Consider the following 22,671-nt stretch of genomic DNA (forward strand, 5'->3'; position numbering starts at 1 on the left):
CCGAACCGCCGAGGTCCATGAGCATGACCGCGATCCATCCGGCACTGCCGCGGCTCCGCGCCTCCTATCTGAAGCGCAGCCAACTGATCGGCCTCGTCTATATCGCGCCGGCGATCGCGCTGGTGCTGGTCTTCTTCATCATTCCGCTGGGCATGACGGCCTGGATGTCGCTTCACAACTGGCCGCTGATGGGTGTGCCCCGCTTCATCGGTCTCGCCAACTACTATGCCATCGAGAATGACAGCCGCTTCTGGGGCGCCCTCGGCTTCACCTTCTACTACACGGTGATCGTCACCATCGCGATCTTCGCCGTCGCCTTCCCGCTGGCGCTGTTCATCGAGCGCCCTCGCGCCGGCGTCGGCTATTACCGCACCGCCTTCTTCATGCCGGTCGTGGTCGGTTTCGCCTCGGCGAGCCTCTTGTGGTCATGGCTGCTCAATGTCGATTCCGGCCTGTTCAGCCCTGCTGCCTATGCCCTTGGCCTCACGGAAAAGAAGATCAACCTGCTGGCCACCTTCCAGCCGGCCTTCTGGTCGATCATCGCCATGGTGGTGTGGAAGGTCGCCGGCTTCACAATGATCATATTGATGTCCGGCCTGCAGTCGATCCCCGGCGAACTGCATGAAGCGGCCAAGATCGACGGCGCCAGCCCCCTCGCCCGCTTCTGCCATATCACCCTGCCTCTGATGAGGCGCACGCTCGCCTTGGCGCTGATCCTCTCGGTCGCCGGCTCGATCCTCGCCTTCGACCAGTTCTACATCATCCTCCGCGGCGGCCCGAGCAACCAGACACTCACGGCCGTGTACTGGATTTTCAACCAGTCCTTCGTCTCCTTCAAGCTCGGTTATGGCGCGGCGCTCTCGATGGTGCTGCTCGTCATCCTGGTGGTGCTCAGCCTGGTCCAGTTGCGCGTGCTCAGGAACCCGGAGGGCCTGGAATGAGCCCCCCAGCCGCGGCATCCCGGCGCAAGCAGGCGGGCTTTCTCGCCACCCATATGGTCGGCATCGGCGTCGCCATCCTCTTTCTCGCGCCGATCTTCTGGACGGTCCTTTCCAGCTTCAAGCCGCCGAGCGAGGCGCGGCAACCGCCTTTGCCGCCCTGGCCTGTAACCGGCTTCTCAACGGAGAACTACGCCGCGCTCAACGGCTTCGGCGCGGGGCTGCTGGGGCCGGCCCAGAACAGCCTCTACGTCACGGCGATGACGGTGGTGCTCTCGGTGATCATCAGCGTGCTGGCGGGCTACGGCTTCTCGCGCTTTCGCTTCCCGTTCAAGGACGCGCTGTTCATGATGATCCTCTCGACCATCATGATCCCGTTCCAGTCGATCCTCACGCCGATCTTCCTGATCCTGACTAGGCTCGGCCTCTCCAATACGCTGACGGGCCTCGTCTGCGTCTATGTCACGCTCCAGCTGCCCTTTTCGGTCTTCATGATGCGCAACGCCTTCGACGCCGTGCCGCGCGAGATCGAGGAGGCCGCTCGCATGGACGGCGCCAACAATACGAGGCTCCTGCTGACCGTGATGTTGCCGCTCGTCTGGCCAGGGGTGGTGACAATCGCCCTGTTCGCCTTTCTCGGCGCCTGGAACGAGTTCCTGGCCGCACTGGTGCTGATGACCGACCAGGCTAAATTCACTTTGCCGATCATGATGACGGCGCTGCAGTCGGGCCGCTTCGGGGCGGTCGACTGGGGCGCCGTGCAGGCCGGCGTGACGGTCATGATGATCCCCTGCCTCATCCTCTTCCTGCTTCTGCAACGCTATTACATCCGCGGCCTGACGGCCGGTGCGGTGAAATGATCCTTTTTCCCTGGGAGTTTGCCATGACGAACGCAAGCACTGCGCCGAACGAGATTGCCACCCGCGCCCGCTTCCGGCCGCCGGCCGTGCCTCAGATCGACCTCGGCGGCTTCTGGGGCGATCGTGTCGATGCCGTCGCCGCCCGCACCGCCGACATTCTCTACGAACGCTGCGTGGCAGCCCGCATGCTGGAGCAGATCGACCCGGACCGCCCGTCGCCCGGCGTGGTCATTCCCTTTCATTCGATGTCGCCGACCGGCAACGAATTCACCGGCGCGACCGTGACGACGCAGATGTTCTGGGACTCCGACTGGGGCAAGACCATCGAGACGGCCGCCTATTCGCTCTACCGCCGCCGCAATCCAGAGCTCGAAAAGAAAATCGACGCCGTCATCGACATGTATGAAAAGCTCCAGCAGCCGGACGGCTATCTGTCGAGCTGGTACCAGCGCATCCAGCCGGGCCTGCGCTGGACGAACCTGCGCGACTGCCACGAGCTCTATTGCGCCGGCCACCTGATCGAAGGGGCGGTCGCCTATTATCAGGCTACCGGCAAGCGCAAGCTGCTCGATATCCTGTGCCGCTATGCCGACCATATCGGCGATACCTTCGGGCCGGAGCCCGGCAAGAAGAGAGGCTATTGTGGGCACGAGGAAATCGAGCTTGCTCTGGTAAAGCTCGGCCGGGTGACGGGTAGCCAGAAATATCTGGATCTGGCGAAATTTTTCATCGATGAGCGCGGGCAAGAGCCGCACTACTTCGACCAGGAAGCGCGGGCACGCGGCGCCGACCCGAAGAATTTCCACTTCAGGACCTATGAATACAACCAGTCCCACAAGCCGGTGCGCGAGCAGGACAAGGTCGTGGGCCACGCCGTGCGGGCGATGTACCTCTATTCGGGCATGGCCGACGTGGCGACCGAATATGGCGACGACACGCTCCGGGTGGCGCTCGACCGTCTGTGGGACGACCTGACCCAGAAGAACCTCTATCTCACGGGCGGTCTCGGCCCCTCCGCCGCCAATGAGGGCTTCACCGCCGACTATGATCTGCCCAACGATACGGCCTATGCGGAAACCTGCGCCGCCGTCGCCCTGGTGTTCTGGGCGAGCCGCATGCTCGGCATGGGCCCCAATGCGCGCTATGCCGACGTGATGGAGCAGGCGCTCTACAACGGCTCGATCTCCGGCCTGTCGCTGGATGGCTCCCGCTTCTTCTACGAAAATCCGCTGGAGAGCCGTGGCAGGCACCATCGCTGGATCTGGCATCGCTGCCCGTGCTGCCCTCCCAATATCGGGCGCATGGTGGCCTCCGTCGGGAGCTATTTCTACGGCCAGTCGGAAGATGCGATCGCCGTGCATCTCTATGGCGACAACAGGGGCCGCTTCGAGGTGGCCGGTGGCAAGGTGACGCTGACCCAGGAGAGCCGCTATCCCTGGGACGGCGCCATCGCGATTGCCGTGGAGACTGAAGCCCCGCTCCACTTCAAGCTGTATCTTCGCATTCCCGGCTGGTGCCGGAAGGCGAGCCTCAGCGTGAACGGCGAGCCTGTCGACCTGTCCGCGGCAAGCGAGAACGGCTATGCGAGGCTCGACCGCCTGTGGAAGAGCGGCGACACGGTGAAGCTCGACCTCCAGATGGAGGCCCGGCGCATCTACGCCAACCCGAATGTCCGGCAGGATCTCGGCCGCGTAGCCCTGGCAAGAGGGCCGATGCTTTATTGTGTCGAGGAAGTCGACAATCGCGGGGACTTGTCAGCCCTTGCCCTGCCAGCAGACACGGCGCTGAAGACCCTCGACGAGCCAGGCGTGCTTGGCGGCATCGTGTCGCTGTCGGCGACAGGCGAAGCCGAACTCGCAGATGACTGGAACGGTGGGCTCTATCGTTCCACGCCACCTCGCAGGACCTCGGCGGACTTGAAGGCTGTGCCCTACTTCGCATGGGACAATCGGGAACCGGGGGAAATGCTGGTCTGGCTGCGGGAATCGAAGGGATGATTTCCGTTCACGAAGGCTCGACGGCCAGGCCAAACAGCTTCGGATGTTGTCCAACGGCTTGAATGGGGTCAGCGGCACGCTCGTCAACTTGCGCCTCGTGCGGTCCTGCAGGCTCAGACGAGGTTGAAGGAAGCGTCGACGTTGCCGCGCACGGCCTTCGAATATGTGCAGATGCGTTCGGCATCCTTGATCAGCGACAGGGCGATGTCGCGGTCCAGGCCAGGCAGGCTGACGTTGAGGCGCCCGCTGATGAAATACTCCCCGTCCGCCAGATGCAGGTCGATTTCGGCATCGATCGTGATCTCGGGAATCGAAATTCTCCGCCTCTGGGCGGTGATCCCGATCGCGCTTTCGAAGCAGGCCGACCAGCCGGCCGCGAAAAGCTGCTCGGGATTGGTCCCCATGCGCGGCGAACCGGGAAGCGAGAGCATGACATCAAGCCGGCCGTCGGAACTGCGCGACTGGCCGTTCTCGCGGCCGCCCGTGGTGCGTGTCTTGGCAGTGTAGATCACCTTGCCTTGCGATCTTGTCATGTTCGGCTGTTCGGAAGAGGACATGGCGCTGATTCTTTCTTGGGATGTCATTGCGCCGAGGCCGAACCCGTCGGCCCGACTTCGGCGGGGATACGATCGGAAGGCGTGGGCGGTGCAAGCCACGCGCTCGTACCATTCACTTCATCGGCGGCGTCGCCTGCCAAAATTTCAGGATCGCCGCGGTCAATTCATCAGGACACTCTTCCGGCAGGAAGTGACCGCAGCCCGGGCCGATGGCGCCACCCTGTATGTGGTCAGCGGTGGAAGCGATGGTCGCGCGCAGCGCATCGCCCACCCCGTCGGATCCGCCGAGCGCCAGAACCGGCATCGTCAGACGCTTGGTGGCACGTGCCTTCGCCTGCGCGATACCCGCGTCATCGAAATTCGCCCGGTACCAGTCGAAGCCGGCACGCATCGCGCCTGGCGCAGAATATTGACGCGTGTATTCGTCAATGGCAGCCGGATCGATGGCGTAGGTACGCGTGCTCTTGGTCGCGTAGATCCAGGTCAGGTAGGCTCGCTCATGTCCTTGGACCAGGGTCTCCGGCAGATCGTTCAGTCGATTGAACGAGAACTGCCAGCTCTTCAGGTTCGTGGCATCGGGCGGCGTCGCCCCCGGCGGCGGCGGTATCAAGCCCGGAATCAGCACTTCGGTTAGCACCAGTCGCTTGACGTCGGCCGGATATTCCACTGCGTGGGCCTGGGCGATCCAGGACCCGATATCGTGGGCGACGATGTCAATGCCTCCAGACGGCGCGAGTTGGGTCACTGCTAGAAATTCGTGCAGGTCGCGTGCGGCGGTGTCGAGATCGTAGCCGCCGATTGCCTTCTCGCTTTCACCGATGCCGCGCGGATCGAGGATGACGACGCGTCGGCCTGCATGGACCAGGAGGGGGACGACCTTGCGCCAGGCGATCCAGCTTTCGGGCCAACCCGGGATGAGCAGGACAGGATCGCCGCTTCCCGCTGTTACATAGTGGAAGCGCGTGCCTTCGATCTTCACCATGTGATGCTCGATCTGGTCAGAATTCGAGGCGCTTTGGGCTGGAGCGTTTGTGGCGAACGCCGTGGCGACTGCGGCTATGGCGAGCATCTTGGCGAACGAGGCCATCTTATTCTCTCCCCTGGATCGATGCGGCAGCAAAGGGCGTCTGGCTGGGGGCCGGTGCGGATCGCCGGCTCAGCCCGGTTGGCGCAACGGCCGGAACGCGGCCCGCAGTTCGCCACTGAAAAGCCCGGGCTGTTCCCAGGCCGCGTAGTGCCCGCCCCTGTCGACCTCGTTGAAATAGATGAGCTTGTGGTAGGCCCGCTCGGTCCAGCTGCGTGGAGCCTGATAGTTTTCGCCGGGAAAAACGGTAACGCCGGCCGGAATGGAGACGTCGGCGGCATTATAGAGGTTGATGTGGCTTTCCCAGTAGTAGCGGGCGGCGGAAACGGCGGTGTTCGTCAACCAATACAGCGTGAAGTCGTCGAGCACGTCGTCGCGTGTGAGATCGCCCGCCGGATGTCCGGCGACGGTGCGGCCAAGAACCGCCGAAGTTATCGCCGCAGCCGGCTGCCCGTAACCGTCGCCGTGGTCGAAGAGCCAGGCGGCCAGGCCCGCCGGCGAATCCGCCAACCCATATAGCGTTTGCGGGCGAGTCCCCATCATCTGGGCATAGGCGCGCTTCTTCGCGAACAGGATGGCCAGCTGTTCGTAGGCACGCCGCTCGTCTGCCGAAAGAGTGGATGGTGGCGGGTCGCCAGCCTGAAGCGCCTTTGCGATGTCGGCCGGAATGGTTCCGGGGAAATTGGTGTGGATGCCCAGCAATTCAGGTGGCGCCTGCCTGGCCATCTGGGTGCAGACACCTGCACCCAGATCCCCGCCCTGTGCCACGAATTGTGTGTAGCCAAGGCGCTTCATCAGCTCGGCCCAGGCCCGCGCGGTGCGATCCGGGCCCCAACCTGTCGTGGTTGGCCTCTGTGAGAATCCGTAGCCTGGAAGGGAGGGAATGACGAGGTGGAAAGCATCCGCGGCACCGGCGCCATGTGCCGTCGGATCGGTGAGCGGATCTATGATCTTGATCTGCTCGATGATCGAACCCGGCCAGCCATGGGTGACTATTAGCGGCAACGCCTTGTCGTGTTTCGAGCGAGCGTGAATGAAGTGAATGTCCAGTCCGTCGATCTCAGTGACAAATTGCGGCAGAGCGTTCAATCTCCCTTCGCATTTGCGCCAATCGTAATCCGTACCCCAATAGGCTATGAGCTGTTTCATCGTCGCCAAGGGGACACCCTGCGATTCATCCGCGACAGTTTCCTGGTCGGGCCAACGGGTTGCAGCCAAGCGCCGGCGCAGATCGACAAGCGCCGTTTGTGGAACGTTGATCCGGAACGGACGAATTTCCTCGCCTTCATTCGGCTGCGCCGCCTGCGCGGAGAGAAGGCCGATGGCGCCCGCGGTTGCAACGCCCATGGCAGCGGCGGTCAGGATGTGGCGGCGGCCCTGATCGATTATTTCCAAGTCTCGTCGTGCCCGCATCGCGGATCTCCACAGCTTGGTTTGGCGGTCTCCCTACGCCCAAGCTATTCCCGGGAAGAGCGGACTACCCGTTATATGTTATTAGATGTCATCAAGTCGCTGATGAGTGATCTTTCGAGCGGACTTTGATCCTGCGTGGCCAGCGAGACGTCGGATCGTGATAGTTTTTGATGTGAGAAAATACCTGAGCTAGTTTGCCGATTGCATGCAGGAACATATCCAAGGCGCGAAAGCGATGGCTGTGGATCAGATCGAGGGCTGCTTGTCATTTGGCCCCTTCAAATTGTCCGCCTGCGAGAGATTGCTTACAAAAGACAGTACATCCATAGAATTGGGTGCGCGTGCTCTCGATTTACTTATTGTCTTGATCTCCTCTCCCAACCAGGTCATCGGCAAGAATGAACTAATGTCACGCGTCTGGCTCGACCTCAACGTGGAGGTCGGCAGCTTGCGGTTTCATATGAGTGCGCTGCGCAAGGCGTTGGGCGATGGCCAGGAAGGTGCGCGATACATCGTAACTGTCCCGGGCAGGGGCTATTGCTTCGTGGCGCCGGTTTCGCGAGAGGGCAATCAGGCTCATGAACCAGCGGCAATCGCCGCCGACTTTCCGTTCGCGAAACTGCCAAGCCACCCGCGGTCCATGATCGGTCGCGCCAGCGATGTTGAAAAGATATCTGAACGATTAACCGCTTCGCGCTTCGTAACGATCGTTGGTGCGGGCGGCGTCGGCAAGACCACGGTTGCGGTCGCGGTTGGGCAGGAGCTGTCTGAGGCCTTTGCCGGTCGCGTCGTTTTTGTAGATCTTGGCACCTTGAGCGATCCCCGGCTGGTTGCGATGGCGCTGGCTTCGATTCTCGGGCTGACGGTCCACTCGGAAGATCCAACGCCCAACCTGATCGCTCACTTGCGCGAAAAGCGAATCCTTCTGATTTTCGATACCTGTGAGCATCTCATCGAGGCGGTAGCCATCCTGGCTTTCCGCATCTTCATGGCGTCGCCAGGTGTTCACATTCTGGCGACAAGTCGGGAGGCGCTACAGGTCGAGGCAGAGCACATCTATCGTCTGGATTCGCTCTCCTGTCCGCCGGATGACCCGACGATGACGGCGGCGGTCGCGCTGACCTTTCCCGCGATCCAGCTATTTCTGGAACGCGCAGTGGCGGGTGGCGCACATGTGAACGTCAGCGATGCCGAGGCAGTGGTGCTGGGGGATATCTGCCGCAAGCTTGATGGCGTGGCGCTCGCGATCGAGCTGGCGGCCCGACGTGTCGAGGCATATGGCCTCCAGCAGACCGCGGAGCTTCTCGACAAACGGCTCGCGCTGTTATGGGTGGGTCCTCGCACGGCGCCGCCGCGGCACAGAACCCTGCGCGCTACATTGGATTGGAGCTACAGCCTTCTTTCCGATTTGGAACAGTTCGTGCTCCGTCGGCTCGCCGTCTTCGTCGGGCATTTTACAATGGATGCAGCGCTGGCGGTCACAGCGAGCCCGACCGTGGATCAGGCACTCGTTTTCGCGGCAATCGACAGTCTCGTCGCCAAGTCCATGATCGCGACCAGACCCGTCGGTGCGATGATGCGCTATCGGCTTTTGGACACGACGCGCACCTACGTCCTGGAAATCTGTCTCGATGATATAGAGGCGGCCAAGGCGGCTGCAAACCATGCCAATTTTTTTCAGCAGTGGGCGCAGCAGGCCGTCGTCGAATGGCCTTTCTTATCCAGCCCAGCCGAGCGAGCGCTCCGCTTTACGGATCTGAACAATGTCCGCGCCGCTTTGGCGTGGTGCTTCGGCACGGATGGCGATACTGAGTTGGGCGTGCGGCTGGCCGCTGCCGGGGTGCCGATTTTCCTTGTCATGTCCCTGCTGCCCGAATGTCATCAGTGGGCTGATCGAGCCATTGCCGCCATCGCCGCCGACTCGCGCGGCGGCGTCGACGAGATGCGCCTTCAAGCAGCACTGGGAATGTCCCTGATGCTCACGCGCGGCAACAGCGAAACCGCGCGCCTGGCATTGCACAGAAGCCTGACAATCGCCGAGCACCATGGCGATGCGCTGGCCCAAATAAAGGTGCTTGGTCCCCTTTACTCGTTTCATTTGAGGATCGGGGATTTCAAGATGGCGTTGCATTATGCCGAGCGCAGCTACGCGTTGTCGGAAGACATTGACGACCCTAGCAGCACGGCATTGGGCCATTCGCTCCTGGGAATTTCATTTCACCTCATGGGTAATCTTGCGCGCGCCCGTCAGGAGATGGAGGCAATAAGGCAGCCTCGGCCGCATCTGCAGCGCACCAGCGCAATTTATTTCGGCTATGATCACTACAATTGGGCCCGTGGCGCTCTGGCGCGGACACTCTGGCTTCAAGGTCATCCCGCTGAAGCGCTGGAGCTGGCGCATGCGACGATAGAGGATGCCACCCGCTTGGGCCACCCGGTTACGCTTTCCTTCGTCCTGAACTGGGCGGTTTCCGTGTTTCTGTGGGCAGGCGACCTGGGCAATGCGCAAACGCATATCGACCACCTGATCGCCCATGCCGAATCTCATTCTCTCACGCCCTACCTTGCTCTCGGGCGCGGCTTTCGGGGTGAATTGGACATTCGGCAAGGCGATGCGAGGGGCGGCGTAGAAAGCCTTCGCACTTGTCTCAACAGCCTTCATAAGTCGCGTTACGAAGTGCTGACCACAGGTCTCAACATTTCCCTTGCGCAGGGGCTTTCCGCGCTGGGCGAGTTCGCGGAGGGCATGGCCGTGATCGACGGCACGATCCGTCTCGTCGAAGCCAATGGCGACGTTTCCTATCTGGCGGAGTTGTTACGCGTGAAGGCTGGCCTTTCCATCGCAATGCAATCATCTGCTTTCGCCGACGCTGAGACCATGCTCCTGCGCTCGCTTGCGCTCAGCCGTCACCAAGGCGCACGCGCATGGGAATTACGCGCCGCGACTGACTTGGCAGCACTCTGGGCTAATCAGGCACGTTTCGATGAAGCACACGCGCTGCTGCGCCCAATCTACAGGCAATTCGGCGAGGCCTCGGACACGGCAGACCTCAGGGCGGCAGCAGCACTGATAGCGGGGCTGAACCAAAGCAAAATGCGTTCAGGCAGAAGCGAGTCTCCAAGCTAACGCATTGGACTAAAACGCATTTTTCTCTACAGCGTAATGACATTAGGTTGGATCGCTGATCGCCGGGGCCGTCGTAACGCCATCACGCTCCAGCGCGTTTTACTTTCAGATCAAATCACCAAGAATCGCAAAATGCTTTTGATCCCAGTGGGTTAATTTCGAAATCCGCTCCTGCCAGAACGCATTTTGCTCTAGATGTGAGCTTTCAGGAGGTTGACGCAGAGTCAGCCCTTCGACAACCCCGATAATGGCTCGAAGGAAAGGGCTCAAGCAGCTACGCCGCTGCGCCCGACAAGAGCGGAGTTCGGATCTCTTCCAGCGCCCGCAGAATTTCATTGCGGAGGATGGCCTGCATCGGACCGCTCTGATGGACCGCGTCTGGCAAATGTTCAGCGCCGCCAATTTCCGCCGCTATGGCGTCGACATCGATGATGGCAATGTCGCGCGTTTCGGCGATGTCATGCAGCATCAGGTTCATTTCCTTCGCGGCGATATTGGCCAATGTATTGCTCATTGGCGCGTCGAAGGGAGCATAGCTTGAGATGTCCTCGTGGCCCTGCGTCGACATGCGATTTATGATCACGAGCTTCGCACCGGTCGTCCGCGCCACGGTGTCAATCAGTTTTTCATAGTCGCTGCGGATGTCATCAAGGGATCGTTTGACCGCCTCGAATGCGCTGCCAAGCCATTCGCGGATGGCTGGGCCAGCCGCCGTCTGATAGTGGCGCAGAATGTTGAGATGGTAGCCGAGTTTCTTGTGCCGCAGAATTGTTTGCGGCTCTGCGACCAGCGATAGAAGTATTGCCTCCGCTGGGGCCAGCCGAACAGAACCGGATGCTGAAAAAATCGGATAGGAATCCGTAATCGGAGATCGCTGCAATGCCTGCAACAAGGTGCCGGCGAACACCAGGTCGTCTGGTGAGGAAGTTGCCGCTGCTTCGGTAAGTACGGCTTGGATGTCTGCCGCAATGGCCTTGTACTGCGCCGGTGTTCGGCTCAACTGATCGAGCAACAGCTGCGTCGTATACGCTATTGGATGGTCCGGAACATAAACCATCTGCGCGGCCTGTGACGCCGCCTCGAATGTCTCAAGGAATGCGCCCTTATCTCCGGTAACGACACCCGCGGCATCGCAAACACCAAGGCTCAGCAAACTGATCGGAGTTTCGCCTTCGTCACACCACCAGCCACGGCTTCTGCCATGCCAACTTGGCAACAGCCCGGCGTGCTGAAGGTCGGCAAGACCTGTCATTCTACGTCCCGCCAGCATAAGCAGACGCACCTTGCCGACACCTTCCTGCTCGACTTCGACGCCCGTTTCCAGATGTGCGACAATGTCGTCCGCGTTCCAGGTTTCGACGCTATGCATGCTCAGATAGCCACCGCGAAGCAAATCCGAGTTGATAAAAATTCGTCCCGGAAGGCGTGGTGCAAAAGCTATCTGTAGTTCCTGCTCCTCCGCGAACGGAGGCGGGCCGCTCAGCCTCAGGCCAGACGGCTGTAAGGAAATATTGCAGAAGCCTATGACTTGATTGGCGCGGACTTCCTCTCCCTGCGCGCAAAGCCAGTGCACGCCTGACCGGAAGATCTTATGGCCGTCCACGGACAGCGGACCCAAATGCAATGCAAGGCTGCTCATGACGCGCCACCCGACCACATGCCAGGATAATGCATAATACCGGCTACCGTCGTCCGTACGCCTCGCGTCGCCGATTGATCCAGACTTTCCTGCGGTTCGGTGCTGAATACCGCCAACAACTCATCGACGGCACAAAGCTGTCCGGGAGCCACCTTGATCTCCCGCAAAAATGCGGGCTCGCGCATCACAAAGCGATAGTAAGAAACTGGCGGACAATCCTGCGTAAAGGCGCCGCCAAGATCGACGCTGATATCCATAATTTTGGCGCCAACCTTCAGGGCCGCAGCCTGTGAGTGAAGAAATTCCACGGTCGCGCCCGACATGTGCGGGCTAATCTTTGGCAATCTGAATTCTAAAATCATCTTGGGAGCCCAACAACCTTCCTCGATAGAGTGCGATATCATCAAAAAAAAGATAAGTCATTATTGCGGGTGTTTTCTAGAGCAATATTGAGAGAAAATGTCCGCCAAAAATCGCAATCTTAAAGGCATGCCTACTTTTGATAAGGGGTTGCGCCATCCAAATGAGGTAGAGCAATGCCAATAATTGGCATGACGCAACGTCTATCGTAAAAATAAATTCAAATATTCATTTATATTGCTTTGTGCCATAGAGACCAACCTCATAGCAAAAAATTTATACAGAGCTACTAGATAATTTACTCACTGCTTTCATGCCAATTGACAGGGTAAGACCGCCTACCAGTGACATGCCTCAAAACAGTCTGAGGTCCCCACAACATGGCAGCTTTGACTCGGCCCAGCCACATCGCCAATACCATAGGCAGGGCCACAGCCTGATCCGAAGTCCGCGGACGCGCATCTTCAAGCTAGCGCATTGGCATCAAAAGCATTTTACGATTCTTGGTGTTTCAATCCGAAGGTAAGTCACCTTAGGGGCCGTCTCGACCGTCCGCTCTGGATCAGCGAAGCTCGTGAAGAGGCACCCTAGGGTAAGCTATATGCAATTATGTAGTCACCGAATTTGGTGCCGAAGGAACCATGGCCGCCTGCTGCCGTGATGACGAACTGTTTCCCGTCCGCCTTGTAGGTCATCGGTGTGGATTGGCCACCGGCGGGTAGCCGATCTTCCCAGATTTTCTCGCCGGTGCTGACGTCATAGGCTCGAATATAGGCGTCCATGGTGCCGGTCATAAATGCAACGCCGCCCGCGGTAACGATCGGGCCCCCGAGCGCAGGCACTCCCAGCTTGAATGGCAGGGGAAATCTCGTGCTGTCCCGTACCGTGCCATTTCGAAGCTTCCAGATGATCTTGTGAGTACGCAGGTCGATGCCCGCAATGAAGCCCCAGGGCGGCTGATTGCACGGTAGACCCAGCGGTGATAGCAGCGGGCCTAGCTTAAGGCCAAAGGGAACGCCAAACTGGGGTTGAATGCCAATCTCCGAGCCCGGCAAATCGCTCGGTCCGGGCTTGTCCGGATTGCTCTCACTTCGCGGAATAAGGCGCGAAACGAAGGCAACTGAGATCGGATTGGCTATCGCAATCTGGCGCGTCGGATCGACGGCTATGCCGCCCCACTCGAAGATGCCGAGGCTACCGGGGAACACCAGGGAGCCTTTCAGGGACGGCGGCGTGAAGGGGCCGTCATAACGCAATCGCTGATAGATAATCCTGCAGGCAAGTTGATCCACGGGGGTGATACCCCACATATCGGCACCCGTCAGTTTCGCCTTGGGTCGGAAGGTAAGCTCCGAAGCAGGTTGTGTGGGCGAGGTATGATCGCCAGGTGCCGGATCCTGCGGTGCCGCCAATTCCGGAGCTGCAACGATAGGCTTGCCGTCGCGCCGATCGAGCACGAAGATGTCACCTGTCTTCGCCGGGGCATAGATCGCCGGCACCACATCGCCGTCGGGCCCCTTGATGTCAACGAGGCTTGGCTGGGCCGGCAGATCCATGTCCCACAAATCGTGGTGGACGGTTTGATAGGACCACGCCAGTTTTCCGGTATCCGCATGGAGCGCCAGCAACGAACTTGAATAGCGTTCGGCATCCGGCGTGCGGTTGCCGCCCCAGCTATCGGGAGTCTGCACGCCGGTCGGAATGTAAATCAGGCCCAACTTCGCGTCATAAGCGGAGATAGTCCAGGAGTTTGGCGAATTGGCGACGTATTGATGTGTCTCCGACGCCGGTTGATTGGGATCGGGATTACCCGGATCGAAGGCCCAGAGCAGCCGGCCCGTGTACACGTCGAAGGCGCGAATTACACCGGAGGGCTCCTTGGTGGAATAGTTGTCTATCACGGCACCGGCGACGATAACCGCCTTTGAGGTTACGACCGGCGGCGAGGTAGCTTCATAGAAGCCATTGGTTGTAACACTCATGCCCTCCTTGAGATTTATTGCACCCTTGTCGCCAAAACCCGGGCACGGAATGCCGCTGGAAGCATCCAGCGCAAACAAGCGTCCGTCATTCGTCGGCAGGAATATGCGGGCGGGGCAGTCGGCCGGGCCAGCGGAGCTATCCGGACGCACCTCTCCCGGAGGTGTTTCGAAATAGGATACACCGCGGCAGGTCATGTGCTGGAAGGCACGGTTGAAGACGATCTTGGGGTCGAACTTCCACTTGAGTGTGCCATTTGCGGCATTGAGCGCAAACGCGATCTGGTGGGGCGAGCAAAGAAAAAGCGTATCGTTGATTTTGATCGGAGTGACTTCGTCGGTCGTCTCGGTGGGATCATCCGGACCTTTGAGATCGCCCGTGCGAAATGTCCACGCCACTTTCAGGTTCGCGACATTCTTTGGCGTGATATCGGCCAGCGGCGAGAAACGATTGCCGAATTGTGTCCGTCCATAGGATCGCCAGTCGGCGTCAGGCATTTCGCGCGAGTCGGCGGCCTGCGGGTTGGACGGATCCGCCGGCGGAAGTACACCTGCGATTTCGTGGGGGTCCTGGAGCAATGAAGCAAGCAAGACGCCGAAGCTTGCTACAAGAGCCACAATGAGCGGTGCTGTCTTCGCAGCATTTGAAGATAGGGCGCCGGAATTCAGCTGCCTCACCATGAAAGGCAGCAAGAACCAGAGACCGAGAAGTACGAAGATATCCCCGCGCGGCACAAGCGCCCAGAAGTCGAAGCCGACCTCCCAAACAGCCCAGACCAGAGTGCCGAGCAACAGGATGGCATACACCCACAGTGCCAAGCCACTGCGACGCGCCATTAAGACGGATGAAACGAGTAGGAGCAGGCCGGCGGCGACATAGTAGGGGGAGCCCCCGATTGCCAGCAACCACGCCCCTCCGGCGATCAGGATCAGGCCGAATATAGCAACGCCAATATTAGTAAGTAGAAATAGGGCCTTTCCGAGCCAATTCATACAGATCTCCGGTCTCAAGGCGTCTGAATACTACTTAGTTATATTGAGATCTGCTAGCTCTTATTGCAAGCCCTTCGGCGTTTCACCGCGCGCCAGGCGAGTGTGGCACTTTGTCAGGTCACCTCGAAATCAACAGCCAATTCGGCGAGATCTTTATCGTCGGCAGGCGCCGACTCGTCCACTGAGTCGCTGAATACGGCCAGCGCGAGGCCAATTTCCTTCCAGTCCCCAGCCTCGGCAAGCACACGGCGCAGCACGCCTGACTGCCCCGCTCGAACCTCCACCACCGCCTTATGGGTCTCGAGTTCGACGATCAACTCGCCCTTGGCAAAGCTGCGGCCCACATCGCCATGCCATTCCAGCACTCGGATTTCATCGACGCCCTTGACGGCAGCAGGCACAGTCAATTGATAGATCATTTGAAGAAGCTCTCCAAAAAAGACAGTATGGGTGTGAACGAGGAGTCTCCGATCGCCTTCACCGAATCTCGATGGGACGACGTTCATTTGCCAGCGCTCGGGCAGCCGACATGACACGTGCAGCGTCCGGGATACAAGCCGCTTCCAGGACCGGATTGGAAGAAACGGGCGCAGGCAGGGCGCCGAGCCGGGCGCTCGGGTGATATCCGATGCGCTCCGTGACACGAGCGGCAACCTCGACGCCGACGCCGCAAGTCAATTGGCCCTCTTCAACGGTGAGAAGCAAACCGGTGCGCTTCACCGATCCAGCCACAGTCTCGACGTCGAGCGGCGCAAGGCTGCGCAGGTCGATGACCTCGCAGGAGAAGCCTGATTCCTCCAGCTTCTGAGCCGCCTCGAGCACTACCCGCGCCATAAAGCCGTGCGTGGCAATCGTCAGATCCGTTCCGCTGCGGCGGATGATCGCCTTGCCAAACGGAATGACGGTTTCAGCAACGGGTACCTCCCCGGGGACAGGGAAAAGCCTTTTGTGGTCGATATAGACCACAGGGCCTTCCGACCGTAATGCTGCCTTCATGAGGCCATAGGCATCCGCCGGCGTCGACGGGGCCACGACCTTAAGCCCCGGCACGCTCATCAACCAAGCCTCGATGCACTGCGAATGGGCCACTCCCTGACCGAGGGCACCCGCGGTGGTCTTGACAACCAGCGGCGCCGAAAGCAGGCCACCGGTCTTGTACCGAAGCTTGGCCGCATAGTTGATAAGGGGATCGAAGCCCAACATGGTGAAGTCCATGTAGGTGATGCTGACCAGCGGGCGATATCCCGCCGCAGCCGCTCCCGCGCCTATGCCAACAGAGGCAGCCTCGGCAACCGGCGTGTCACGCACACGATCGGGCCCGAATTCGACGAACAGCCCGTCGAATTCCCTATACGAGCCACCGAAGGATCCAACGTCCTGGCCAAGCACGATCACACGAGGATTGCTCCTCATCTCCTCGCGCAGCGACTTGATGATGGCCTCTCGAAAAAACATCTTGGTCGTGGCAGGTGCGCCATCAGCCGACATTCTCAAGCACCTCGCTGGCATCCGGGAAGGGAGAAGCTTCAGCAAACGCAAGCGCGGCATCAACCTCCCGCTCGGCTTCGGCACGAAGCGCGCTCGTTTCCTCGGCACTGAGCGCCAGCCTGGCTATTTGCTTCTCGATTGGACAAAGTTCCCACAGTCGGGCGAGTTCCTCGCGACTGCGTGTCTCACGCGCCGTAGTGGAATGGGATCGAAGACGAATGGATTCGCATTCGACAAAAGCAGGGCCCTTCCCGGCACGCACATGCTGCGCTGCTTCCCCGAATGCCGCCGTAGTTGCCGTTATATCCATCCCGTCAATTGTTTGCGCCGGAAGGCCAAAAGCAAGCGCTATGTCGGAAATACGGGCCGGGGCCAGGGCTGCCAAGCGCGGCGTGGACACTGAGAGCTGGTTATTATTGCACACGAAAAGCAGGGGCAACTTCCAGAGAGCCGCTATGTTCAGCGTCTCGTGAAGCGCTCCGGCCCCAGCGGCCCCATCTCCGAACAGAATGGCAACTATACCGCCCTGCCCTTCCATTTTCCGCGCGAGTGCGACGCCCGCTGCGATGCTGATATTGCCAGCCACCACGGCATGGGCGCCGAAGAATCCGGACTGGGGATCCGCCAGATGGCCGCGGCCGCCGCGCCCTTGATTGACGCCCGTGCTGCGGGCGAGAAGTTCGGCCATTGCCCGCCGGGGATCGACGCCACGCGCGATGGCGGGACCGATGGATCGCCCGCCAGTGAGGAGCTGGTCGCCCCGCTCCAGTGCGTCGGCAAGTCCAACAGCAACAGCCTCCTCGCCAGTGGAAAGGAGCTGGAAGCCATGGTCGCGCCGCTTTGCCAGTGCTGTCTCGAAGGCGCGTATCAACATCATACGGCGTAGAGCGCCGAGGTGCTCACTCATCGCCGATTGCTCCGTACCATGCGCAGGAAAGCAGAGGCAAGAAGTGTGCCGCTCTCGACTGCTCCCCTGCTGCGGACGGCACTCATCAGCTTGGCTAATGCCTCGCTGGGAGCGATCTCACGCTTCAGTGCCTGACGCAACAGGCGCCCCACTTGGCTGCCACCGTCGGAATCCGTTATTGTGACAACGTTCTGCCTGCGCCGCCCCCTCCCGAACGCCATTACATTGGCTGGCACAAGGCTTGGGGGTGCCGCTGGGCCCACGTTCTTCTGCATCAGAATCTCACGTACCTTATCCTGGAGTTCGAAGGGTACAATCTCATCCAGACCGTTGACAATGAGCCCGACGGCAATCGCGTGTCCAGCAACAAATGCGGCGGCTTCGGAGTTGAGCCTATAGTCAGTCTGCAGATTGCGCCCGCCGATATCGGCGATCACCCGGTCCAGGTCGATGACGAAGGCGCCGGTCTCCCGCGAGAGTTCGGCCGCCAGAAGGTCGAGCCGTCGAATACGTACGCGGCGGCGATACAAGAGGTCAGCGTCCTCCCCATCACCCGCGAGACGGACTACCGTACAGATGAAAAGCGGATTTCCAGCCGCAGCCAGATTTTCAAAAGAAGCCCGGAGCCGTGCCTGTACCCCATCCCAGACATCATCGACGTGGTCGATCTCCGGCAGCAGCGAGGCGAGACGAATACTGCCGGGCGGACTTTGCGCAAGTGCCTCCAAACTGGCCACGAAGACGGGTTCGCAGATCGCCGGCGTTCCGGCGGCCTCGGCGAGGGCGTCCACGATAGCCCTTGCTGCGCTCCTCACGGCTGCGTGCTCGGAAGTGGCCATGTAGGCGTAAAGTGGGATGACCGTCATGGTGAACCTAATGACCATTTCATGTGAGCACTCCTGACAGCTTCACGGCTCGTCAACGAAGCACAGCGCGCCGCAGCCGCCTCGAGCGCAGGAAGGGAATGGATACGTCCAGCTTCGGGGATCGAACTGTCCCCAAGGCTCGCCCAAAGAATCGGCATCAACGCTACTTCAGCTGTGGGATGCTCGGCGTAGAAAGTGTCTTCCCAGTCCTTTTCGTGGAGCGGATCGCGCCAGCCGCTACGATGGATCATGTGGTAGGTGCGCGCTGGCGTTCCCGTCATCCGGCAGCCGTTTTGCGTGAGGCGCAGAGCGAGCTCGCGATGTTCATTGATGCTGAGATTGGGATGAAAGCCGCCAACAGCCAGAAAAGCGTCGCGGCGCAGCGATTGGTTCGAGCCTGACGCCGCCGCCCACAGGACCTTGCATTCGGGGGCATTGTTCAGCGCCTCCATTTCAAGCTCGAAGAGACGTCGCGGGCCATAGCCTGGGTAAATGCCTGGCTGGGCGCTGCCATCGATCTCCTCAAAGGCCTCGGCGATTTTCCGGCGAGTCACGAGTGCCCGTGCAAATTCCGCAGGCGGCATCCGGGCGACTTTTGCCTCCTCGCCCGCTCTTGGAGAACCCGTCTCCGGGTCAAGGAAAGGGCGAGTGCCGCGCAGGTGCCACGTCTCGCCGCGCACCACCAAATTGTCCTGCCCGATATGTTTGGAGAGATGCTGGGCCACGAGATCAGGGGCGGCCAGCGTATCGCCATCGAGAAAGAGAACGATTTCGCCGGTCGCGCGGGCCGCGCCAACATTTGCTGCGCCAGATCTCCCCGCCGGGGCGGCGTGATGGATGGCGATGATGTCGAGATCGCCCGCTGCCGCTGCAACGACATCCGCGGTATGATCGGTCGAGCCGTCGTTTACGACGACGACTTCCGGCCGTTCGGTCTGGCAGGCCAGAGATGATAGAGTCAGCCTCAGCCTGTCAGCCTCGTCCTTCGATCGGATGACGACGCTCACTCGCATAGTCAAAGCGGTCTCCCCTCGTGCAAATTCTCAAGGACTCCGAGATCGTCCAGGATGCGGACGACCTCCTCGGCCACAAGGCGATAGGCCTGGGGCGTCAAATGAAAAGCATCCAGCTTCATCGTGTCCGCGCCGTGACACGCCATCAACGTATCGACATCGACAATTGAGATGCCCGTACGCTCGGATAGCCTCACCAGACCAAGGTTAAAGCGGCGAATGCGGTTGGCAAACGTCTCATCCAGGCCCTGATAGCAGTGGATTCTCTCGCCCGGGATAACGGGCGAGACATTATAGACCAGGATCGGCACGTCGTTATGCTTGCGGATTTCATCGACGATCGCCTCGAGGTTGGCCATGGAAGTTTCAAGGTCGAGGAAACCCGTCGGAGTAAAGTCGGATTTCAACCAACCACGATCCTCCGCGGCCCAGCTATTGAAATCGGCGGCGTAGAACAGAAATCCCTTCTGCTTGTGCCGCACTAAACCCGTGGCTATGTCCGGCAAGAGCGAGAGGACGACGGCGTCTACCGGTGTCTCGAAAACGGCGCGACTAAACTGGCTCGCAGCGGGATAAACGCCCAAAGGCAGGTCGCGCTCAGATACCGCCTCAGGAACTTCACCCGTGCTCGACACGAGAGAATCCGAGCGCGTCCACGTTTCATGTCGGATGCGGGCCGTAACCCCAGGATGGCTCTGCCTCAATATGTCATTGACGCCGTTCCAAAGCAATTGGCCACCGACTCTGCATGAATGTAAGGAATCGTGGACGTCGACATTACCTTTGATGAATAGCCTCAGGCGCTTCGCCACTTAACAAAACCTTCGATGTTGCTCTAGTAACAGGATAAAGAAAAAAGCATTGCGGTAAATGGAGGCGGCGCCTATTTTTTAGGCAACACTCCAGGCAATCCTCGATGGCACAAATCGTTCTTCTTTGAGATCGGCACCTTCTGGTCCGAGCTTTGACACAACCTCCGACATATTTTTGCCCGCGCCCACAGACAGGTAATTCAGCTACTGTGGATCCCGCGTTTTTGGTAGCCTGCGGGATCCTGTCGACCCTGATCGACTTGCGCACAAGATTGTGCAGCTATTTGCGATGTAGGCAAGTGAGTCCTCCGGCGCATGGCGATGTCGTAACCAAGCACAAACGGCTCAAGGTCACCTGGCCAACTTTCACACTGGGCGCCCCTCTTTTACAACCACAGAATTAGATGCAATGCTCGAAAGAGACGTTGATGGCAAGCCAGGAACTCCGGCCAACAATCCTCTACGCCATAGGCACGAAGTGCAAAATCTAAGTGACGTTTATGCGTATCTTCCACGTAGCCGGAATGCGTAGCCGGCACTGTGCAGCGGGGGGTTGACGCGGCCGAGCGTCCATTGTTCCTTGAGCGAGAAAAGCTCGGCGAATGGCGCCGACCGAGGACCGGAAATAGAACGCGATGATGCGTGGCATTTCTTTTCGCGATCATTATCGAAATTTCCCGGAACAATTCATCGTCGATATGCTGATATTGAAGGGTTGGGCCCACGAAGCGGATCTTTCGCTGGCTGAGGCTGCGACGCGCGAGGCGCTTGAGGGTTGGATAGATATCGGGCTTGGTGTCAGGCACAGTGACCAGGGGCGAATGTTTGACCCGGTCGAGGTCACCAACTTCCTCAAATGGGCCGGCGTGAACGAACGTGATGCATTCTGGGCCGACCGATATGTCACCACTGAGCGAAGGTTGACAGACGATCTCGCCTCCCTGGGTGAAAGCGAGACCTACAAAGTCGTTTTTCGGCGAAGCTTCCATATACGCGAGGGGGCCGAGCGCGCGCGTCTGCGAATGCCGCTCCCGCTCGCGAGTCCCCATCTCGTCGACCTTGTGATTTCGCCGTTCGCGGAAGCAGCCGGAGACATAAGCTTGCACGTTAGTGCCGGGCGCCTCGAAGCCCGGGTCTCCGCGCTGAGACCGGGCGACCTGACGTTTGGCGCAGAACTTTCGTTCAAGGCCCTTCGCAGACCTGAAGGCACCACCGAACAATTGAGCGAAAAGGAGTTTGAGCTTTATCTCCGCCCCAACGAGGGCTTGATCGTCGTGACGGAACGCATCAAAGCGCTCGCGCGATCGCTGGCGGAGCGGGCGCGCACTTCAGAAGAAGCTCTCCATTCTTTCTGGGATTTCATACTCGACGAGTTCCTCATCGGGCTTATCCACTATGACCAAATTGATGTTCGACAGCCGTGCGACTGGGCTTTGGAAGCCGGATTGTGCGACTGCCAGCTCGCCTCTGCGCTCTTCGTGGCATTGTGCCGTGCGAACAATATCCCGGCCCGGCTGACGGGAGGCTATATGCTCTATCGCCCGGCACCGGCCAATCATTATTGGGCCGAGGCCTGGATTGACGATCGGGGCTGGACGCCGGTTGATTTCCTAAGCTGGGATCTCTCAAGGGGTGGCCGCGACGCGCAATGGCGCGACCGATGCTTCGGACGCCTGGACCCCCGCATGACGACACAGGCTATGCCGTTGGCATTTACTGGTGCGTTGGGAATTCCAATGCCCGCCGATTTCATTGTCGTGCCAACGGCCAGACCCGGTGGGTTCCAGATCCCGCTGTTCGGCGCCGATGGCAACGCTGTGTACAGCGATCTCATCGAGTTCAAAACCTAAAGCAAAAGGCATTCGGATTGGAGCCGATTTTCGAGTTGGCGCGTTGGCATCAAGAGCGTTTTGCGATTTTTGGTGATCTCTTCAGGCTCGCGATAGCGCGCGATCTGCGCCTCGTGCGGGAACTTTTCAGTGGCTTCCTCGACCGACATGCCGTGAAAGCGGCGCCAAATGTTCGAGATAGGAGCGAGGCCGACCGGTCATGACCGGACCGGGCAGGACGCTGTTCACCTGCACCCCGTCGGCAATGCCCCGGTCGGAGAGTGCCTTCGCCAGGGCGATGATGGCCGCATTGATCGTGCAAACCACGGCATAGGAGACCTTGGGGAAAAGCGCGGAACTGCCCGACATCAGCACCACCGAGCCCTTGGCAGCCTTGAGGGCTGGCCCGAAACGGAAGTCATGCCGCCTTCGAATTTCAGCAGTCTGGGCCGCCCCCGGCGACGATCAACTGGAATGGCTATTCATATGATTTCAATTGGGGGAGCTCTTTGCTGCTGGTCTACTATTTCGGCAGCGGCTCCGTCGGGACCGATATCCCCAAGGCCGGGGATGCCGCACCCGCGTTGACATTGGTGTTGCTTTGACCATCGACGCAGTGATGCATTGATGCATTGCCACGTGCTTCAAAGAAGTGCCATCTCTCGCGCAGTCTCGGCAATATCGGAATGGTTATGTGTGGATCCTGCACACAACTGTGATTTTGCATGGACCAATTCTTTGATAGATTGATCGCCTATCGCATGTTAGCTTGTCACAAATATAACAAAATTAACAGGAGCCGCCAGGAT

The 22,671-nt window shown here is 59.8% G+C and carries 18 protein-coding genes; 5 read left to right on the top strand and 13 right to left on the bottom strand.

Features of this window, described 5'->3' with window-relative positions; all coding sequences use genetic code 11:
- Positions 1-17: 17 nt before the first annotated feature.
- From ACMDCR_RS23635 to ACMDCR_RS23645, 3 genes are read left to right on the top strand one after another with little or no spacing between them, the layout of a single operon-like run.
- Positions 18-941, top strand: coding sequence for a carbohydrate ABC transporter permease (locus tag ACMDCR_RS23635; RefSeq protein ID WP_413988972.1), 924 nt, complete (start codon positions 18-20; stop codon positions 939-941).
- Entirely contained in the window at positions 938-1,798 is an 861-nt protein-coding gene (locus tag ACMDCR_RS23640) for a carbohydrate ABC transporter permease (RefSeq protein WP_413988973.1), read from the top strand. Before ACMDCR_RS23635 ends, ACMDCR_RS23640 begins: the two co-directional genes overlap by 4 nt.
- 23 nt (positions 1,799-1,821) lie before the next feature.
- Positions 1,822-3,795 (top strand): glycoside hydrolase family 127 protein, encoded by a 1,974-nt coding sequence (locus ACMDCR_RS23645; protein ID WP_413988974.1) that lies wholly within the window; start codon positions 1,822-1,824, stop codon positions 3,793-3,795.
- Positions 3,796-3,908: 113 nt separating this feature from the next.
- Here ACMDCR_RS23645 and ACMDCR_RS23650 read toward each other — a convergent pair whose 3' ends face one another.
- The 3 genes from ACMDCR_RS23650 to ACMDCR_RS23660 all read right to left on the bottom strand — a co-directional run bounded on the left by ACMDCR_RS23650 (position 3,909) and on the right by ACMDCR_RS23660 (position 6,849).
- Positions 3,909-4,328 (bottom strand): Ohr family peroxiredoxin, encoded by a 420-nt coding sequence (locus ACMDCR_RS23650; RefSeq protein ID WP_413988975.1) that lies wholly within the window; start codon positions 4,326-4,328, stop codon positions 3,909-3,911.
- Positions 4,329-4,464: 136 nt separating this feature from the next.
- Complete coding sequence (locus tag ACMDCR_RS23655; protein WP_413988976.1) at positions 4,465-5,439, bottom strand: alpha/beta fold hydrolase; 975 nt, start codon at positions 5,437-5,439, stop codon at positions 4,465-4,467.
- 69 nt (positions 5,440-5,508) lie between these two features.
- The gene (locus tag ACMDCR_RS23660) at positions 5,509-6,849 is read right to left on the bottom strand and encodes an epoxide hydrolase family protein (protein WP_413988977.1); all 1,341 of its coding nucleotides are present in this window, start codon (positions 6,847-6,849) and stop codon (positions 5,509-5,511) included.
- Between the two features lie 205 nt (positions 6,850-7,054).
- On the opposite strand from ACMDCR_RS23660, the gene ACMDCR_RS23665 reads away from it, so the two are divergent.
- Complete coding sequence (locus ACMDCR_RS23665) at positions 7,055-9,976, top strand: ATP-binding protein (RefSeq protein WP_413988978.1); 2,922 nt, start codon at positions 7,055-7,057, stop codon at positions 9,974-9,976.
- A 274-nt stretch (positions 9,977-10,250) separates the two neighbouring features.
- On the opposite strand, the gene ACMDCR_RS23670 is transcribed toward ACMDCR_RS23665, so the two are convergent.
- From ACMDCR_RS23670 to ACMDCR_RS23710, 9 genes are all read right to left on the bottom strand, one after another.
- Positions 10,251-11,615, bottom strand: coding sequence for a hypothetical protein (locus tag ACMDCR_RS23670; protein WP_413988979.1), 1,365 nt, complete (start codon positions 11,613-11,615; stop codon positions 10,251-10,253).
- Complete coding sequence (locus ACMDCR_RS23675) at positions 11,612-11,977, bottom strand: hypothetical protein (RefSeq protein ID WP_413988980.1); 366 nt, start codon at positions 11,975-11,977, stop codon at positions 11,612-11,614. The genes ACMDCR_RS23670 and ACMDCR_RS23675 overlap by 4 nt, the downstream gene beginning before the upstream one ends.
- 585 nt (positions 11,978-12,562) lie before the next feature.
- On the bottom strand, positions 12,563-14,947 hold the full coding sequence (locus ACMDCR_RS23680) for a glucose/quinate/shikimate family membrane-bound PQQ-dependent dehydrogenase (protein ID WP_413988981.1): 2,385 nt from the start codon (positions 14,945-14,947) through the stop codon (positions 12,563-12,565).
- Positions 14,948-15,060: 113 nt separating this feature from the next.
- Positions 15,061-15,366 (bottom strand): lipoyl domain-containing protein, encoded by a 306-nt coding sequence (locus ACMDCR_RS23685; protein ID WP_413988982.1) that lies wholly within the window; start codon positions 15,364-15,366, stop codon positions 15,061-15,063.
- Positions 15,367-15,424: 58 nt separating this feature from the next.
- Positions 15,425-16,342 carry an alpha-ketoacid dehydrogenase subunit beta gene (locus tag ACMDCR_RS23690; protein WP_413988983.1) on the bottom strand — a complete coding sequence of 306 codons (918 nt, stop codon included), beginning with the start codon at positions 16,340-16,342 and terminating at the stop codon, positions 15,425-15,427.
- An 82-nt stretch (positions 16,343-16,424) separates the two neighbouring features.
- Complete coding sequence (locus ACMDCR_RS23695) at positions 16,425-17,342, bottom strand: thiamine pyrophosphate-dependent dehydrogenase E1 component subunit alpha (RefSeq protein WP_413988984.1); 918 nt, start codon at positions 17,340-17,342, stop codon at positions 16,425-16,427.
- Complete coding sequence (locus ACMDCR_RS23700; protein ID WP_413988985.1) at positions 17,339-18,133, bottom strand: hypothetical protein; 795 nt, start codon at positions 18,131-18,133, stop codon at positions 17,339-17,341. The genes ACMDCR_RS23695 and ACMDCR_RS23700 overlap by 4 nt, the downstream gene beginning before the upstream one ends.
- 71 nt (positions 18,134-18,204) lie before the next feature.
- On the bottom strand, positions 18,205-19,215 hold the full coding sequence (locus ACMDCR_RS23705) for a glycosyltransferase family 2 protein (RefSeq protein WP_413988986.1): 1,011 nt from the start codon (positions 19,213-19,215) through the stop codon (positions 18,205-18,207).
- 8 nt (positions 19,216-19,223) lie between these two features.
- The gene (locus tag ACMDCR_RS23710; RefSeq protein WP_413988987.1) at positions 19,224-19,856 is read right to left on the bottom strand and encodes an SGNH/GDSL hydrolase family protein; all 633 of its coding nucleotides are present in this window, start codon (positions 19,854-19,856) and stop codon (positions 19,224-19,226) included.
- 812 nt (positions 19,857-20,668) lie between these two features.
- On the opposite strand from ACMDCR_RS23710, the gene ACMDCR_RS23715 reads away from it, so the two are divergent.
- Positions 20,669-21,883, top strand: coding sequence for a transglutaminase-like domain-containing protein (locus ACMDCR_RS23715; protein WP_413988988.1), 1,215 nt, complete (start codon positions 20,669-20,671; stop codon positions 21,881-21,883).
- Positions 21,884-22,009: 126 nt separating this feature from the next.
- Here the strand turns inward: ACMDCR_RS23715 and ACMDCR_RS23720 are convergent, their stop codons facing one another.
- Positions 22,010-22,231: a hypothetical protein gene (locus tag ACMDCR_RS23720; RefSeq protein ID WP_413988989.1), complete on the bottom strand. Its 222-nt coding sequence runs from the start codon at positions 22,229-22,231 to the stop codon at positions 22,010-22,012.
- Positions 22,232-22,671: the final 440 nt, after the last annotated feature.

This window comes from Labrys okinawensis (assembly GCF_047345005.1).
Lineage (GTDB): Bacteria > Pseudomonadota > Alphaproteobacteria > Rhizobiales > Labraceae > Labrys > Labrys okinawensis.

Excerpts from the sequence above, each read along its gene's own strand:
- ACMDCR_RS23635 (WP_413988972.1), top strand. The coding sequence starts at position 18 with ATGAGCATGACCGCGATCCATCCGGCACTGCCGCGGCTCCGCGCCTCC.
- ACMDCR_RS23675 (WP_413988980.1), bottom strand. The coding sequence starts at position 11,977 with ATGATTTTAGAATTCAGATTGCCAAAGATTAGCCCGCACATGTCGGGC.
- ACMDCR_RS23655 (WP_413988976.1), bottom strand. The coding sequence starts at position 5,439 with ATGGCCTCGTTCGCCAAGATGCTCGCCATAGCCGCAGTCGCCACGGCG.
- ACMDCR_RS23660 (WP_413988977.1), bottom strand. The coding sequence starts at position 6,849 with ATGCGGGCACGACGAGACTTGGAAATAATCGATCAGGGCCGCCGCCAC.
- ACMDCR_RS23680 (WP_413988981.1), bottom strand. The coding sequence starts at position 14,947 with ATGAATTGGCTCGGAAAGGCCCTATTTCTACTTACTAATATTGGCGTT.
- ACMDCR_RS23685 (WP_413988982.1), bottom strand. The coding sequence starts at position 15,366 with ATGATCTATCAATTGACTGTGCCTGCTGCCGTCAAGGGCGTCGATGAA.
- ACMDCR_RS23650 (WP_413988975.1), bottom strand. The coding sequence starts at position 4,328 with ATGACAAGATCGCAAGGCAAGGTGATCTACACTGCCAAGACACGCACC.
- ACMDCR_RS23645 (WP_413988974.1), top strand. The coding sequence starts at position 1,822 with ATGACGAACGCAAGCACTGCGCCGAACGAGATTGCCACCCGCGCCCGC.
- ACMDCR_RS23670 (WP_413988979.1), bottom strand. The coding sequence starts at position 11,615 with ATGAGCAGCCTTGCATTGCATTTGGGTCCGCTGTCCGTGGACGGCCAT.
- ACMDCR_RS23665 (WP_413988978.1), top strand. The coding sequence starts at position 7,055 with ATGCAGGAACATATCCAAGGCGCGAAAGCGATGGCTGTGGATCAGATC.
- ACMDCR_RS23715 (WP_413988988.1), top strand. The coding sequence starts at position 20,669 with ATGATGCGTGGCATTTCTTTTCGCGATCATTATCGAAATTTCCCGGAA.
- ACMDCR_RS23720 (WP_413988989.1), bottom strand. The coding sequence starts at position 22,231 with ATGTCGGGCAGTTCCGCGCTTTTCCCCAAGGTCTCCTATGCCGTGGTT.
- ACMDCR_RS23640 (WP_413988973.1), top strand. The coding sequence starts at position 938 with ATGAGCCCCCCAGCCGCGGCATCCCGGCGCAAGCAGGCGGGCTTTCTC.
- ACMDCR_RS23695 (WP_413988984.1), bottom strand. The coding sequence starts at position 17,342 with ATGAGTGAGCACCTCGGCGCTCTACGCCGTATGATGTTGATACGCGCC.